This is a genomic window from Rhodococcus sp. SGAir0479 (genome assembly GCF_005484805.1).
Classification (GTDB): domain Bacteria; phylum Actinomycetota; class Actinomycetes; order Mycobacteriales; family Mycobacteriaceae; genus Prescottella.
In genome coordinates, this window is record NZ_CP039432.1 from 4,513,510 (window position 1) to 4,528,655 (window position 15,146).

A 15,146-nucleotide genomic window follows, 5' to 3' on the forward strand; every position below is an offset into this window, starting at 1 on the left:
CCGGCAGGGCGACCACGGGGGAGGGTGACGTGTCATGAGCGGACGGATCACCAGACGCGGGTTCAACCGCGGTGTCGTGTGGACGGCGGGTGTGCTGGGCGCCGGTGCGGCCGGTGCCGTCGCGGCCCGCGCGCAGGGTTCGGGTGATCTGGGGGGCATCGACCCGTCGCAGCCGTTGCTGTTCGCCTCGCCCACGCTCGAGCCGTTCGTCGACCCGCTGCCGCGATTGCCGGTCCTGACCGGCACCGAGCTCGAACTACGGGCCGCGAGCACCACCCACCGGTTCCACCGCGACCTGCCGCCGTCGCCGGCGTTGGCCTACGGCGGCATGGACTACCTGGGCCCCACCGTGGAGGCGCACAGCGGCGAGCCCCTCACCGTCGCGTATCGCAACGAGATCGGAGCCCATCCCCTCGCGGCGGACTTCGACACCACACTGCACGGCGTCACGGAGGAGGACCGGACGGCGGTACCGACGTCGATGCACCTGCACGGGGCGGTGACACCGCCCGAGCACGACGGACACCCGGCCTTCCTGCAACGGCCCGGGCAGGGCCACGTGCACCACTATCCGAACGAGCACGAGGCCACGCAGCTCTGGTATCACGACCACGCGATGGGGATCACCCGGCTCAACGTGTACGCCGGACTGGCCGGGATGTTCCTACTGCGCGACGAATACGACACGGGTACGACCGACAATGCGTGGGGGCTGCCGACCGGCGAGTTCGAGTTGCCGCTGGTGCTGCAGGAGAAGCGGTTCACTGCGGACGGGCGGCAGAGCATCCGGGCGACCCCCCTCGTGCCGCAGGGCCGGTGGGACGGGGGAACACCCGGTGACGTCGGGGTGGTGAACGGCGCGATCTGGCCGGAACTCGAGGTCGCCCGGGGCTGTACCGGTTGCGGGTGGTCAACGCCGCCTCGTTCAGTGTGTGGAATCTGTTCTTCGGCAACGGCATGCGCTTCTGGGTGCTGGGCATGGAGAGCGGAATGCTCTCGGCGCCGGTTCCCACGACGGGCGTGCGGCTCTCCCCGGGGGAGCGGCTCGATCTGCTGGTCGACTTCGGGGCGCTCGAGCCGGGCGCGGCGGTGGAGCTGCGCAACGACGAACCGCCGCCGCTGACCGCGTCGCAGCGGGGAGCCCGCGCGATGCCGCTGTTCTGCCGGTTCCGGGTGGCCGCCGGCCGCGGTTTCACGGGAGCGGTCCCGGAGTCGCTGCGGGGCGGGCCCGGCCGCCCGCCCGGGCTCGAACCCGTCCCGCACCCGCAGACGCGCCGGACCGTCACGGTCATGCAGTTGCCCGACCCGTCGAGCGGCAGTGCGCTGATGTCACTGAACAACCTGCGGTTCGGCGACCCGGACATCGAACTGCCGCGCCAGGGCACCGTCGAGCAGTGGGACATCGTCAACGTCAGCCCGGAGCCGCATCCGATCCACCTGCACCTGGTCAACTTTCGGGTCCTCGGTCGTCAACGCGTCGACGTGCCCCGCTACATGCGCCTGTATCCGCCGCCACCGGTCGGCACCAAGTGGGCGCCACCCGTCGACGACGTCGTCACCGGCCCGCTGGTCCCGCCCGAGCCGTGGGAGGCCGGCCCGAAGGACACCGTCGTCGCGAACCCCGGGGAGGTGACGCGCATCGTCGTGGCCTTCCCCACCGCGGACCGGCTGGGCTTCGACCCGGACGCCCTCTTCGGTGGCGCCGGGGACCCCGCCCACGCCGGTCACGGGACGGACGCCGCCGGCCCTGCAGCGCTGCAGGGATACGTGTGGCACTGCCACATGCTCGAACACGAGGACCACGACATGATGCTGGGATTCCGGACCGTCGCAACGTGATCCGGCGAAGTCGACTCGCCCCGGCCGGACCCCGCGGTTAGGCTCGAACGGCTTCCTGGGTGCGGATCGTGCGCTCCGTGCCTCATCCTTGCGCGCCGTCACGAGAGGAACCGAACCATGCCACGCCGCCGCCGCCTCCTCCGTGCGACCGCGCTCGCCCTCGGTGTCGGGTTCGTCGCCCTGGGTTGTTCCGGTCCCGCGACCGAACCCGCTTCCGGCGCCTCCGTGACCGTCGAACACGGAATGGGGACGACCGTCATCGACGGTGGGCCACCGAGCCGGGTCGTCGCGCTGTCGGCGTCGTGGGCCGACGACCTGCTGGCGCTCGGTGTCACACCCGTCGGTGTCGGCACCCTCACCGGGATCGGCCCGGCGGACGGAAAGTTCCCGTGGCAGAAGCCGTTCGATGCCGCCGTCGTCCCGCTCTCGTTGCTCGGCGCGCCGGACTACGAGGCGATCGCGGCACTCGATCCGGACCTCATCCTCGCCGACTACTCCGCGAACAACGCCGACGTCTACCAGCGGCTGTCTGCGATCGCCCCGACCGTTGCGCAGCTCGACGCCGGTGCCTTCGTGTCGGACTGGCGTGAGCAGGTCCGCGTCGCCGGCGAGATCCTCGACCGGGAGGGCAGCGCCGAGCAACTCGTCGCCGCCAACAACGAGCGACTCGCCGAGGTCCGCCGGACGCTACCGGGGCTCGAAGGGAAGACGTTCGCGCTCGCCACCGTCGAAGGCGGCCAGAATCTGGGGCTGGTCAGCGCCGAGGACGACGCCGCGGTCGCGGTGTTCCGTGAGCTCGGCCTGCGGCTGGATCCGGCAGTGGTGGCGCTCGGCGGGGGCGGCAGGCGCGTGACGGTCGCGGCCGAACTCGCCGCCGACGCGCTGTCCGCGGACGTTCTCGTGATCCGGCCCGCCCGGAACTCGGACCCGATCGAGAGCGTGGTGCCGGGCTGGAGCATGTTGCCGGCCGTCCGCTCCGGCGCCGTCGCGGTCGTCGACCGCCCCACGACCGGAGCACTGAGCGACCCGAGTGTTCTCAATATCGAGTATCTGCTGGCCGCAGTGCGACCGGCCCTGGAGAGCGCGGCGGACCGGCCGGCGACCTCATAGCAGCTCGAGGAGGACGGCAGTTCGCAGTGCCTCGTCGCGGGTGTGGGCGTCGAGTTTCTTGAAGATCGAGCGCATCTGGCTCTTGACCGTGTTGGGCGAGACGAACAGTTCCGCGGCCGCGGCGGCGACGGACTTGCCGTCCGCCAGCGCCGAGAGCACCAACTGTTCGCGGGCCGACAGCTCGACCACCGGCACCCGGTCGGGGAAGATCGGCACGCGATCCGCGTCGGCCGCCCGGTCGGTCGGTAGCGCCAGTCCCGCCTCGTCGAGTTCCTGCGCGACGGCGGCGGGTAGCAGCGCGAAGGGCCGGACGGTGCCCACGTCGTGGGCGAGATCCGTCGCCCGCGTCCACGCCGCGCGGGCAGCGTCGGGGTTCCCGAGGCGTGCGGACGCGGCAGCCTCGAGGAGCAGTGCATCCAGCCGGGCTCGCGGGCCGTGGCCGTCGCGGGCGGCAACCCGAACTGCCTCGGTGAGAGCCGTTTCCGGGTCGCCGGTCAGCAGCGCGTACCGCGCGCGGGACACCCGCGTCAACGGGTGGCCGGACGGGTTTCCGGCGAGCGCAGCCCGGGCGGCATTGCCTCGGCCGAGGGCGCACTGCAGGTCGACCACCACGGAGCCGAGCAGTGTCTGGGCGTCGGAATCCGGAGTCCACCATCGGGCGTTGATGGGGCGCAGGCGGTCCACCAGGTCGAGGCCCTGCTGCGGCTTCCCCGCCAACAGGGCGTACTGGCAGTGCGCGTAGAGGGCGTATGCCCACAGCTCCTCACCTTCCCGGATCTCACCGAGGGCGCGCAACCGGTCCGCGGCAGCGTCGAGGTCGAGGTCCTCGAGCGCGACCAGGGCGTGCGCCACGAGTCCCGAGACCCGGACCATCTGTTCGAGGCGGCCCTCCGAAGGCCGCGTCTGCTCCCAGCGCTCCAACCACGTCCGGGCGGCACCGATCTCGCCGCTGAGAACGTGGTTGAGGGCGATGCTGCCCGCGGAGTTGCGAACCACGAACTCCATGCCGAGCGCTTCGGCACCGAAGTTGGCCCGCCGGAACAGTGCCGTCGATTCGTCGCGGCGGCCGGCCAACTGGCACGTGATCGCCCACTGCAGGCGCAGGATCGGCAGCGACCCGGTGACCGAATCCGGTTGCGCCCGTACCGCGGCCACCGCGACGCGCTCCAGCAGTGGGATCAGATCGGCGGCCTCCTGCATGTTCCCGGCGAAGCGTAGAAGCGAAGCCTGGACGGTGCCGATCGCCAGCCGTTCGGGTGCGTCGGGGAACGTGCCCAGCTCGTCGAGCTCGTCCGGATCGTTGGGCAGTACCCGGTCGAAGCGGGTCGTGACGCCGCGTCCGACGAACATCTCCCGCGCGGCGCGCAGGAGCGGGTCGGATTCCACCGTCGGGGCGGGGAACGCGAGCAGGGCGGCGCGTACATCCTCGAGGTGGTCGGCGACCAGGCCGGTCCAGTTGTGCAGCAGGACGGTGCGTGCGGCCTCCCAGTCCTGGGTGTCGATCGCCGCACGAAGGGCTCTCAGTCGGCCGGAAGCGCCCCGTCGGGTCATCGCGTCGAACTCCCTCCCCTTGCCCGGACGAGCCGCCCGCACACCGTCGCGGGGGTCCTATCGGACCGGGCAGTTCGTTTCCGACGGTAGCAAATCCGGCATCGAACCGAACCGAGCGGTCACGAGCCGGACCGAGAGGTTCGTGCACTCTGTCGGGTCTCTCATCACGGTGTGGGCGACCTCCTGCGCAACGACCGGCGGCGGGGGTCGAACCCGGGCGCGGTTGAAATTCGGGGCGCCGGGGTAACCGGTCGACGACGAGCCGGGCGCGCAGGGGAGGCAGTACCGCTTTCCGTGTGTGGCCCGGCTCTCTCGTCGACCGAGAGTGAGGACCCTGGATGAACCCGACGTCTGCCCTGCCTGCGCGGCGCGCGAGGTAGAACCCGTGCCGACCAACGAAGTTCGCAAACTGGGTGTCGAGGAAGAGTTCCACCTGATCGACGCGAGAACCCGACGGCTGGTCACTCGGGCACCGGAACTGCTCGAGCGCCTTCCGCGGGACGTGTACGTGGAGGAGCTCCAGCGGTGCGTCGTGGAGGTCAACAGTGGGGTGTTCCCGGATCTGGGCGGTCTCCGGGCCGATCTGACCCACCGCCGGCAGGTGCTCGTCGACACCGCGGCCGAACTCGGCATCGGAGTGGTGGCGGCGGGGGCGGTGCCCCTGGCCGTACCCGCCGAGATGGCCGTCACCGAAACTCCGCGGTACCGGCGCATGCTCGCCGACTATCAGCTCCTCGCCCGCGAGCAGCTGATCTGCGGCACGCAGGTGCATGTGGACGTGGCCGACCGCGACGAGGCGGTCCGGATCGCCAACCGCGTCGCCCCGTACCTACCGATCTTCCTGGCGCTCAGCGCCAGCTCCCCTTTCTGGGCCGACGGCACCGACACCGGGTACGCCAGCATGCGCACCCTGGTGTGGAGCCGCTGGCCCACCACGGGCCCCACCGCGCCGGTGCAGTCCGCCGCGGAGTACGACGCGCTGATCGCCGACCTCGTCGCCAGCGGCGTCATCAACGATCCCGGCATGGTCTACTTCGACCTGCGCCCGTCCGATCGGTACCCGACGCTGGAGCTGCGGGTGTGTGACAGCTGCCCGTCGGTGGACACGATCGCGCTCGTCGCCGGTTTGTTCCGGGCACTGGTCGATCGGGAGGCGGCCGCCCTGCACCGCGGTGAGCCGCCGCTGCAGGTCTCGCCGACCCTCCTGCGGGCCGCGATGTGGCGGGCCGCGCGGTCGGGTCTCGAGGGCGACCTGGTGGACATGGATGCGGGCGCGCCGCGCCCGGCGGCCCAGGTGGTCGACGGGTTGATTCGGTCACTGCGTCCACACCTCGAGCGCAGCGGCGACTGGGACATGGTCTCGAAGCTCGCGGACGCCGCCCTGCAGGTGGGCGGCTCAGCGGAACGGCAACGCCGGATACTGCGTCGCCGGGGCCGGCTGACCGACGTCGTCGATCTGCTGGTGGCCGAGACCTCCGGTCGCGTGCACCCGGCGGACCACGTCGACGACACGGCCGCGGGCCTGCTGCGCGGATACGGGCCGTCGCCGGTCGGGGGGGTCGCCGACGGGTACGACGAGGCCGTCGATGCGGGAGCCCGGGTGCGGCCGCCGGACCGTCCGGTCATCGAGGCCGCGGCGCGGATCGGGGTGGACGGGCTCGAACGCATCCGGTCCTCGGTGCAGCATCGGCCCGGCGACCGCGGGAAGGCCGGCAGACCCCGTACCGCGATGGACCCCGTCCCGCGCCGGATCGACCGCGAACGGTGGGCCGCGCTGGTGCCGGGACTCGAGCAGCGAGCGCTCGCGCTGAATGCGTTCCTGGTCGACGTGTACGGCGAGCGTGCCGCGATCCGCGACGGCATCGTCCCGGAGGAGTTGCTCGACCGGGCACCGGGCTTCCGGACGGTCGGCGCCGCGGCGGCCGGTCACCTCGTGCGCGCCCACATCTGCGGCGTGGACCTCGTCGCGACCGACCCTGATCGCTTCCTGGTTCTCGAGGACAATCTGCGCATCCCCTCCGGCAGTGGGTACGCGATGGCGTACCGGGAGATGACCGAGCAGCTGTTTCCGGAGCTACCGGTGCCGCCCGAGGTGATCGGTGTCGACGCCGTTCCCGAGATGCTCCGCGACACCCTGCGGGCCGCGGCCCCGCCCGCCGCGTCGGGCTCCGACGTGACGGCGGTCCTGGTCAGTTGCGGGCCGGAGGACGCGGCGTGGTTCGAGCATCGTCTGCTCGCCGAGCGGGCCCGGCTGCCGCTCGTCCGGACCGGGGACCTCTCCGTCGCCGACGACGTGCTGTACCTGCACGACGGCGGGCAGCGGAAACGCGTGGACGTGCTCTACGTCCGCATGGAGGAGGACATGCTGTTGTCGTCGCCGGGGCACGACGGGACGCGGTTGCGTGCCGGGGTGCTGGGCGCGTTGCGGGCCGGCACGTTGACCGTGGTCAACGCGCTGGGCAACGGGGTCGCCGACGACAAAGCCGTCTACGGATACGTGCCCGCGCTCATCGAGTACTACCTTGGGGAAACGCCCTTGCTCGAGCAGGTGCCGACCCTGGTGTGTGCCGAGCGGGCACAGCGTGACGAGGTCCTCGACCGTCTCGACGAACTGGTGGTCAAGCCGATCGACGGGTTCGACGGCAGCGGCATCACCGTCGGCCCCGAGACCTCGCAACGCGATCTCGAGCAACGTCGGCTGGAGTTGCTGGCCGGTCCGCAGCGTTTCGTCGCGCAGGAGGTGGTCGACCTGTCCACGCACCCCACCTTCGACGGGACGGGCCTGTATCCGCGGCACGTCGATCTGCGGGCGTTCGTGCACCTGCGCGCGGACGGCGAGCGGGTGCGGGCGCACGTCGTGCCTGCGGCGCTGACCCGGGTGGCGCCGGCCGGAAGCTCGATCACGAACTCGTCGCGCGGCGGCGGCGGTAAGGACACCTGGATCGCGACCGGGGCGCACGCCGCGGTCGCCGAGGCAGGCGACGGGCGCTGACAGCCCAGAAGGAGTTACCGAATGTGTGGCATATGCGGTGAGGTTCGTTTCGACGGCACGGCGCCCGACGTGAGCGCCGTGTCCCGGATGACCGACGCGATGGTGACGCGCGGCCCGGACGCGGCCGGCGCGTACGCCCAGCAATCGGTGGCGTTCGGCCACCGTCGGTTGTGCATCATCGACCTGTCCGCCCGCGGCGGGCAGCCGATGGTCGACAGCGAACTGCGCTTGTCGCTGGTGTTCAACGGCTGCATCTACAACTACAAGGAGCTGCGCGAGGAGCTCCACCGGGCCGGGTACCGCTTCTTCTCGACGGCGGACAGCGAGGTGGTGCTCAAGAGCTTCCACCACTGGGGTGCGGACTGCGTCCACCACTTCAAGGGCATGTTCGCCTTCGCGGTACACGAGATCGACTCGGGTGTGGTCACTTTCGCGCGGGACCGGTTGGGCATCAAGCCGCTGTACTTCACCGAGCAGCCGGGGCGGCTGCGGTTCGCCTCGACGATGCAGGCGCTGCTGCGCGGCGGCGGCGTCGACACCACGGTCGATCGTGTTGCACTGCACCACTATCTGAGTTTCGCCGCGGCCGTACCGGCGCCGCACACGATGTTCGCGGGCGTGCGCAAGCTGCCGCCGGCGACCATCCGGGTGGTGCAACCCGACGGCAGCTCCACCGAGAGGTGCTACTGGGAGCCGCGTTTCGAACCCGTGCCGGACCGTGCGTCGTGGTCACCGGAGGACTGGCAGACGGCGCTGATGGACTCGCTGCGCACCGCGGTGTCCCGGCGGATGGTCGCCGATGTGCCGGTGGGAGTACTGCTCTCGGGCGGTATCGACTCGAGCCTGCTCGTGGCGCTGCTGGCCGAACAGGGGCAGCAGGACCTCGCCACGTTCAGCATCGGTTTCGACTCGGCGGGAGGCGAATCCGGAAACGAGTACTACTACTCCGATCTGGTGGCGCGCACCTTCGGTACCGACCATCAGCAGATTCACATCGATCCGTCACGACTGCCGGCGGCCGTCCCCAAGACGGTCGAGGCGATGAGCGAGCCGATGATCAGCCACGACTGTGTGGCGTTCTACCTGCTGTCGGAGGAGGTGAGCAAGTCCGTCAAGGTGGTGCAGTCCGGTCAGGGCGCCGACGAGATCCTCGGCGGCTACCACTGGTATCCGCCGCTGGTCGGGGTGGCGCGGGAGCAGTCCGCCGAGGCGTACGGCAAGGTGTACTTCGACCGCACCCACGACGACATCGCGGCGATGCTCAACCCCGAGTACTGCCTCGATCACGACGTCAGCTCGGAGTTCGTCGTCCGGCACCACAGCGCCCCCGGCGCCGACACCTCCGTCGACGCCGCGCTGCGGTTGGACACCACCGTGATGCTCGTCGAGGATCCGGTCAAGCGTGTCGACACGATGACGATGGCGTGGGGGCTCGAGGCGCGCGTGCCGTTCCTCGATCACGAGTTCGTCGAACTGGCCGCCGGCTGCCCCCCGGACCTCAAGCTGGCCGGCGACGGCAAGGGCGTGCTGAAGGAGGCCAGCCGGGCGCTGTTGCCGCACGAGGTGATCGACCGGACGAAGGGGTACTTCCCGGTGCCCGGGATCCGCCACCTCGAGGGCGACGTGCTGGAGCTGGTGCAGGACTCACTGCGCAGCCGCAGCGCCCGCGACCGGGCGTTGTACCGGCCGGAGCTGCTGGACGCGTTGTTCGCCACGCCGAACGACATCCGGACCGCACGCGGCGTGAACACCCTGTGGCAGGTCGGACTGCTCGAGATGTGGCTGCAGGCCATGGAACGGCTGTGACCGCCGCACCCGGACAGCCCGGAGGAACCACGAAGTAGGAGAGGAGCCGATGGAACGGGAAGGCCGACAGCACATCCGATTCACATCCGGCGCGTCGGTGTCACCCGACGCGACCGGGTTCGCGCACATCGTCGACGACGGGGGATACCCCTGGGCCGTCCAGCGATTCCTGTCGGGACGGCACGGCAGTACCGATCGGCGGGTGGAGCTGCCGGTGCCCGGACCGGTCACGCGGATCGTGCACTCCGCGGACAGCGGGTGGCTCGCGTGCCAGGTGGCTCCGCACGGTGGCAACCGCACCCAGGTGTGGGTCGTGAAGACCGATCCGCTGGACCGCTCGGCGCGGCTGGTCGGCTCGCAACACGCGTGTTCGACCGAGCTGATCGGGTGGGACGGGAACCGCGTGGCGCTCACCGCGACCGACGAGGACGGGGTGGCGGAGGCCCGGTTGGTCGACCCGCACACCCAGGACACCGTCGTGCTCGACCGCCGGGTCGGCTGCTACCTCGTCGACTCGTGGGCCGGATCGGCGTTGCTGCGGGTCGGTCCCCGCGGGCACCGCGAACTGCTGCTGCAGCGCGACGACGGCAGCCGGACCCCGTTGCTGCAGGCGGACTTCGGTTCCACCACCGACGCCGGCGTCCTCCTCGACGACCATCGCATCCTCGGGGTCCTGGGGCAGCATCGATCGCCGTGGGCGTCGAGCGAGGGGGAACCGGACAGGTACATCCGAGCGCTGGTGCGCAGCGACAACGGCGCGGAGTTCGCACGGCTGCTGGGGGTGGCCGTCTCCGGACGCGGCGTCTCCTACCGGGTGCTGGCGGAACGGGACAACTGCGAACTCGACGAGTTCGTCGTCAGCGACGACCACAGCACCGTGGCCATGCTGTGGAACTACAAGGGGCTCAGCGAGTTGCAGATCCTGCATCTCGCGGACGGCACGGTCGATTCGCCCATCCAGCTCCCGGGACTGGTGGCCTCGGAGCTGAGTATCAGTGCCGACGGGTCGCTGCTGGCGGTCACCGTGCAGGGCCCCGGGATGCCGCCGTCGGTGGAGATCGTCGACCCGCGGACCGGCGAGTGGGGTCCGGTGGAACCGGCCCGCACCCGCATCGCCCGGGACGATGCCCCGATGCTCCTCGAATTCCCCGCCCGCGACGGGATGGACCTGACGGGATGGTTGTACCGCGCGCCCGGTGACGAACCGGGTCCGGTGATGCTGTGGTTCCACGGGGGACCGGAGGATCAGGAGCGGCCCGGGTACAGCGACTACTTCCCGGCGCTCGTCGAGGCCGGCATATCCGTGTTCGCGCCCAACGTGCGCGGCTCCGGCGGATTCGGCCGCACGTTCGTCCACGCCGACGAGCGGTACGGCCGCTTCGCCGGCATCGACGACGTCGCCGACTGCGTGCGCTACCTCGTCGACAACGGCGTCGCCGACCCCGCCCGGGTCGCGTGCGCCGGGCACTCGTACGGCGGCTATCTGACGCTGGCGGCGCTCACGTTCCATCCCGACCTGTTCGCGACAGGTATCGCGATCTGCGGGATGAGCAGTCTCGAGACCTTCTATGCCAACACGGAGCCGTGGATCGCGGCGGCCGCCTACCCCAAGTACGGCCATCCCGAACACGACCGGGAACTGCTGTGCGAGCTGTCCCCGATCCACCGCGTCGACGACCTACGGGCGCCCGTCCTGGTGGTGCACGGCGCCAACGACACCAACGTGCCGGTCAGCGAGTCCGAGCAGATGGTCGCCTCCGTGCGCGCCCGGGGCGGTGTCGCCGAACTCATGCTCTTCGACGACGAGGGCCACGACATCGTCAAGCGGGAGAACCGGGACACCCTCGCGAAGACCATGGTGGATTGGCTGACGCACCGGCTGGCCCCGTCGGATGCCCCGCTGTCGGCGATCTGAGGGGGGTGCCCGCAGCAATGTCCATCGATCACGACCGGCTCGTCGCGTGGCGGCGAGATCTGCACGCCCACCCCGAGCTGTCCTTCGCGGAGTACCGGACCACGGAGCTGGTGCACGACCACCTGCGGTCCCTGGGCCTCGACCCGGTGATCCTGCCGGGCGGGACCGGGCTGTGGTGCGACGTCGGGCCCCCGACCCCCACCTGCGTGGCGTTGCGCGCCGACCTGGACGCGCTCCCGCTGACGGAGACCACCGGGGCGCCGTACGCCTCCACGGTCGAGGGGGTGTGCCACGCGTGCGGGCACGACGCGCACACCGCGATGTTGCTCGGGGCCGCGACGGTGCTCGCGGCCGATCCACCGCCGCAGCGCGTCCGGTTGATCTTCCAACCCGGTGAGGAGACGACCCCGGGCGGCTCACTCGAGGTCGTCGCGGCCGGCGCGCTCGAGGGTGTCTCGCGCATCTTCGCGCTGCACTGCGCGCCCGCGCTCGAGGTCGGCAAACTCGCCACGCGTGCCGGGCCGATCACCTCCTCCGGCGCCATGCTCACCGTCCGGCTGTCGTCCCCGGGCGGCCACTCGGCGCGCCCACATCTGACCGGGGATCTGATCCACGCCGCGTCGGTGCTGGTGACGGGGCTGGCGTCGGTGCTCGATCGTCGGCTCGACGCGCGCACCGCCACCGTGTTGACATGGGGCCGGATCCAGGCCGGCCGGGTCGGGAACGCGATCCCGGAGTCGGGGGAGCTGGTGGGCACGCTGCGCAGCGCGTCGCACCGGACGTGGGCGACGGTGGAGCCGCTGGTACGCCGCAGCGTCTCGGAGCTGCTCGCCCCCTACGGCGTCGACCATCAGCTGGACTACGTGCAGGGCGTGCCGCCGGTGGTCAACGATCCCGAGGCGACCGGTGAGATGCTGTCGGCGATCGAGTCCGTGGTGGGCCTCGAAAACCTGGCCGAGGCCGGACAGTCCAGCGGCGGCGAGGATTTCGCGTGGTACCTGGAGCACGTTCCGGGCGCCATGGCGCGGCTGGGGGTCTGGGACGGCACCGGCCCGCGGCGCGATCTGCACACCCCCGCCTTCGACCTGGACGAGCGTGCCCTCGTGCACGGCGTGCGCACTTTCCTCGCCCTGGCGTACGGCTGAGCCATCGGTGCCATGCTGGGGGTGGAACAGGAACTGGGAGGCCGGCATGGGGTTCTACACCGATCGGATCGTCCCGCACCTGGTGGACGCCTCGTGCGGGATGTCGCTCACCGAGGCGTCACGGCGACGGGTGTGCGCGGGACTGCACGGCCGCGTGGTCGAGATCGGCTTCGGCTCGGGCCTCAACGTCCCGTTCTACCCGGACGCGGTCATGTCCGTCAGCGCGGTGGAACCGGCGGACGTGGCGTGGAGGCTGGCGCAGAAACGCGTCGCGCACAGCGATATTCCGGTGGAGCGGTCCGGTTTGGACGGTCAGGCGCTGCCCTTTCCCGACGACACGTTCGACACCGCGCTGTCCACGTGGACGATGTGCACCATTCCCGATGCCGGGGCCGCGCTGCGTGAGCTGCGGCGCGTTCTCACACCCGACGGAACGCTGCACTTCGTCGAACACGGGTTGGCGCCGCACGCGAACGTCCGTCGCTGGCAGCGACGATTCGAGCCGATCCAGAAGGCGGTCGCGGGCGGATGTCATCTCACCCGCGACATCCCCGCCCTGGTGCGGGCGGGCGGGTTCGAGATCGGCGAGCTCGACACCTTCTACGAGAAGGGCGCACCGAAGATCATGGGCGCGCTCTCACTCGGGGTCGCCGAGCCCGCCGGTCGCTGAACCGTCCGGCTACCAGCTGCGGTCGCCGCGCAGCACGGCGTCGGCGCCGCCGTCGACGAAGACCACCTGACCGGTGACGTGGGTGTTCTCGGGCGAGGTGAGAAAGGCCAGCAGGGGAGCGACCTGCTCCGGACGGGCGTGGCCGTGCAGCGGCATCGGGACGCTGTCGTCGATCGCCTTGCGTCCCATGTCGGTATCGAGCATCGCCTGGATCATCGGCGTCACGATCGTGCCCGGCGCGATGGCGTTGAGCGGAATCCCGGCACCGGCCCACTCGGGGGTGATCGCGGTCCGTCGGACCCAGCGCGCGATCGCCGCCTTCGACGACGCGTAGACCTGGGCGCCGTCACCCTGGGCCACGGCGGCGGCCGCGGCATCGACGGCGGCCGGCTCGTCACCGGCCAGCGCGGCGTCGACGATCGCCGGGTCGGACGGGTGCAGCGAGGCGACCGAGGAGATCACCACGGCGCGGGGATCGGTGCCCGCCGCCAGCAGCGGCCGCAGCCCTTCCAGTGTCGCGACGGCGCCGAAGTAGTTGACCTTGATCGTCAGTGGGTCGAACAGAGCGACACCGGCGCACGCGACGACGCCGTCGAGCCGGCCGTCGGTGAGCTCGCGGGCCTGCTCGACCAGGGCGGAGCGCCCCGACTCGGAGGCGAGGTCCGCGGTGATGTCGGCGTCGCGCAGATCCGCGCCGATCACGCGGACGTCCCGCTCGCGCAGGTAGGCGGCGGTCGCGGCGCCGATTCCGGAGGCGCTGCCGGTGACGAGGAATGTGCGGGGCATGTCCTGCCCTTTCGTCTCGAGAGGAGGCTCGGGATGATCGGCCGATGTGCCAATCTGTGCCATGTTGCCAGTTTGTGTCACGCTGTTAGTGTGTGTCAAGACACATTCGGAGGTGGTTCGTGCAGGGCGAGCAGCGGGGATTGGCCGAGCGCCGACGTGACGCGACGCGTATGGAGATCGCGGCGGCCGCGGCGAAGTTGTTCGCCGCCGCCGGTTTCGAGGCGACGTCCGTCGAGGACATCGCGGCCGCCGCCGGCATCTCCGTGCGCACCTTCTACCGGCACTGTGAGGCCAAGGAGGACACGCTCACCCCGGTCCTGACCGCCGGTATCCGCGACTTCGCCGCGAACCTCGCAGCCCGCCCCGCGGCGGAATCGGCGGCGACCGCGGTCCACGAGGCCTTCGTCGAATGTCTGCGTCAGGACCGGTACTCCGACCTGGTCTCCACCCGAGAACTCTTCGTCATACTGGCGTCCGTGAGCGGGATCCGTGCCCGGTGGATGGTCGCGGCCCACGACCTCGCCGACGACATGCGCCCCCACCTCGCCGAACGGGCCGGACTCGACCCGGCCGGCATCGAGTCGATGCTGTTGTCGCACATGGTGATCGGGGCGCTGACGGTCGCGCTCGAGTACTGGGTGACGTGCGACCCGGCCGACTCCGCAGCACCGGCCGACGTCGGTGAACTCGCCGCGTCGGCGCTCTCGGTCCTGCGCCTCGAGTTCGATCGATCCCCCGGGAAGGCCTGACCCCCGTCACTTCGCAGAAGACCCACCACAGAAACGGAGAAACGCATGGCTCGCTCACTCGTACGCAGCATCGCCGTCCCGGCCGATGCGGACAGCGTCTGGTCCCACGTCGGCGACTTCGCCGGTCTCGGCTCGTGGCATCCCGGTGTCCCGCCGGCCGAACTCGAGGGCGACCCGAACCGGGTCGGCGCGATCCGCACGTTCTCGGTCGACGGCCGCGTCGTCGCCCGCGAAGAGTTGGTCGCGCGCGATCCCGGCGCGCGCACCTACAGCTATCAGGTGCTCGACCCGATGCTGCCGATCGAGAATTACGTCGCCACACTCACGGTGATCCCGCAAGGCGACGGCTCCGAACTGCGGTGGAGTGCCGAGTACGAGTCCGAGGACGACGCCGTGGCCACCGTCGAGCAGGTCTTCGGTGACGGCGTCTACGCCGCGGGCCTGGAGGCGGTGCGGAAGCACTTCGCGAACGCCTGATCGGTTTTCGACAAAGAGCTGAAGGGTCCTTTCGTGCGCTGACGGCGGACGAAGGGACCCTTCAGCTTTTCCGGGGAGCCGCACGCGCGTTTATCTGGACTCACTC

The 15,146-nt window shown here is 70.8% G+C and carries 10 protein-coding genes and 1 pseudogene; 9 read left to right on the plus strand and 2 right to left on the minus strand.

Annotated features, from left to right (window positions below; all coding sequences use genetic code 11):
- Positions 1 to 34: 34 nt before the first annotated feature.
- Together E7742_RS20865 and E7742_RS20870 are read left to right on the plus strand one after the other, a co-directional pair.
- Positions 35 to 1,839 (plus strand): annotated as a pseudogene (locus tag E7742_RS20865) (multicopper oxidase family protein).
- Between the two features lie 117 nt (positions 1,840 to 1,956).
- Positions 1,957 to 2,949, plus strand: a complete 993-nt coding sequence (locus E7742_RS20870) for an iron-siderophore ABC transporter substrate-binding protein (RefSeq protein WP_137800689.1) — start codon at positions 1,957 to 1,959, stop codon at positions 2,947 to 2,949.
- Here E7742_RS20870 and E7742_RS20875 read toward each other — a convergent pair.
- Positions 2,944 to 4,500 (minus strand): helix-turn-helix transcriptional regulator, encoded by a 1,557-nt coding sequence (locus tag E7742_RS20875; RefSeq protein ID WP_137800690.1) that lies wholly within the window; start codon positions 4,498 to 4,500, stop codon positions 2,944 to 2,946. The genes E7742_RS20870 and E7742_RS20875 overlap by 6 nt on opposite strands.
- 385 nt (positions 4,501 to 4,885) lie before the next feature.
- Between E7742_RS20875 and E7742_RS20880 the strand changes: the two genes are divergently transcribed.
- From E7742_RS20880 to E7742_RS20900, 5 genes are read left to right on the plus strand one after another with little or no spacing between them, the layout of a single operon-like run.
- Entirely contained in the window at positions 4,886 to 7,492 is a 2,607-nt protein-coding gene (locus tag E7742_RS20880; RefSeq protein ID WP_254699095.1) for a carboxylate--amine ligase/circularly permuted type 2 ATP-grasp protein, read from the plus strand.
- A gap of 21 nt (positions 7,493 to 7,513) precedes the next feature.
- On the plus strand, positions 7,514 to 9,298 hold the full coding sequence (locus tag E7742_RS20885; RefSeq protein ID WP_137800691.1) for an N-acetylglutaminylglutamine amidotransferase: 1,785 nt from the start codon (positions 7,514 to 7,516) through the stop codon (positions 9,296 to 9,298).
- Positions 9,299 to 9,347: 49 nt separating this feature from the next.
- On the plus strand, positions 9,348 to 11,213 hold the full coding sequence (locus E7742_RS20890; protein ID WP_137800692.1) for an alpha/beta hydrolase family protein: 1,866 nt from the start codon (positions 9,348 to 9,350) through the stop codon (positions 11,211 to 11,213).
- Between the two features lie 17 nt (positions 11,214 to 11,230).
- Entirely contained in the window at positions 11,231 to 12,358 is a 1,128-nt protein-coding gene (locus E7742_RS20895) for a M20 family metallopeptidase (protein ID WP_137800693.1), read from the plus strand.
- Between the two features lie 46 nt (positions 12,359 to 12,404).
- Positions 12,405 to 13,028 carry a class I SAM-dependent methyltransferase gene (locus E7742_RS20900; protein ID WP_137800694.1) on the plus strand — a complete coding sequence of 208 codons (624 nt, stop codon included), beginning with the start codon at positions 12,405 to 12,407 and terminating at the stop codon, positions 13,026 to 13,028.
- A gap of 9 nt (positions 13,029 to 13,037) precedes the next feature.
- Here the strand turns inward: E7742_RS20900 and E7742_RS20905 are convergent, their stop codons facing one another.
- Positions 13,038 to 13,814, minus strand: a complete 777-nt coding sequence (locus tag E7742_RS20905; protein ID WP_137800695.1) for an SDR family oxidoreductase — start codon at positions 13,812 to 13,814, stop codon at positions 13,038 to 13,040.
- A gap of 92 nt (positions 13,815 to 13,906) precedes the next feature.
- Between E7742_RS20905 and E7742_RS20910 the strand changes: the two genes are divergently transcribed.
- Positions 13,907 to 14,563, plus strand: coding sequence for a TetR/AcrR family transcriptional regulator (locus E7742_RS20910; protein WP_137800696.1), 657 nt, complete (start codon positions 13,907 to 13,909; stop codon positions 14,561 to 14,563).
- Between the two features lie 45 nt (positions 14,564 to 14,608).
- Positions 14,609 to 15,040, plus strand: a complete 432-nt coding sequence (locus tag E7742_RS20915; protein ID WP_137800697.1) for an SRPBCC family protein — start codon at positions 14,609 to 14,611, stop codon at positions 15,038 to 15,040.
- Positions 15,041 to 15,146: the final 106 nt, after the last annotated feature.

Coding starts and splice junctions, on each gene's coding strand:
- E7742_RS20870 (WP_137800689.1), top strand. CDS start 1,957: ATGCCACGCCGCCGCCGCCTCCTCCGTGCGACCGCGCTCGCCCTCGGT.
- E7742_RS20875 (WP_137800690.1), bottom strand. CDS start 4,500: ATGACCCGACGGGGCGCTTCCGGCCGACTGAGAGCCCTTCGTGCGGCG.
- E7742_RS20885 (WP_137800691.1), top strand. CDS start 7,514: ATGTGTGGCATATGCGGTGAGGTTCGTTTCGACGGCACGGCGCCCGAC.
- E7742_RS20890 (WP_137800692.1), top strand. CDS start 9,348: ATGGAACGGGAAGGCCGACAGCACATCCGATTCACATCCGGCGCGTCG.
- E7742_RS20895 (WP_137800693.1), top strand. CDS start 11,231: ATGTCCATCGATCACGACCGGCTCGTCGCGTGGCGGCGAGATCTGCAC.
- E7742_RS20900 (WP_137800694.1), top strand. CDS start 12,405: ATGGGGTTCTACACCGATCGGATCGTCCCGCACCTGGTGGACGCCTCG.
- E7742_RS20905 (WP_137800695.1), bottom strand. CDS start 13,814: ATGCCCCGCACATTCCTCGTCACCGGCAGCGCCTCCGGAATCGGCGCC.
- E7742_RS20915 (WP_137800697.1), top strand. CDS start 14,609: ATGGCTCGCTCACTCGTACGCAGCATCGCCGTCCCGGCCGATGCGGAC.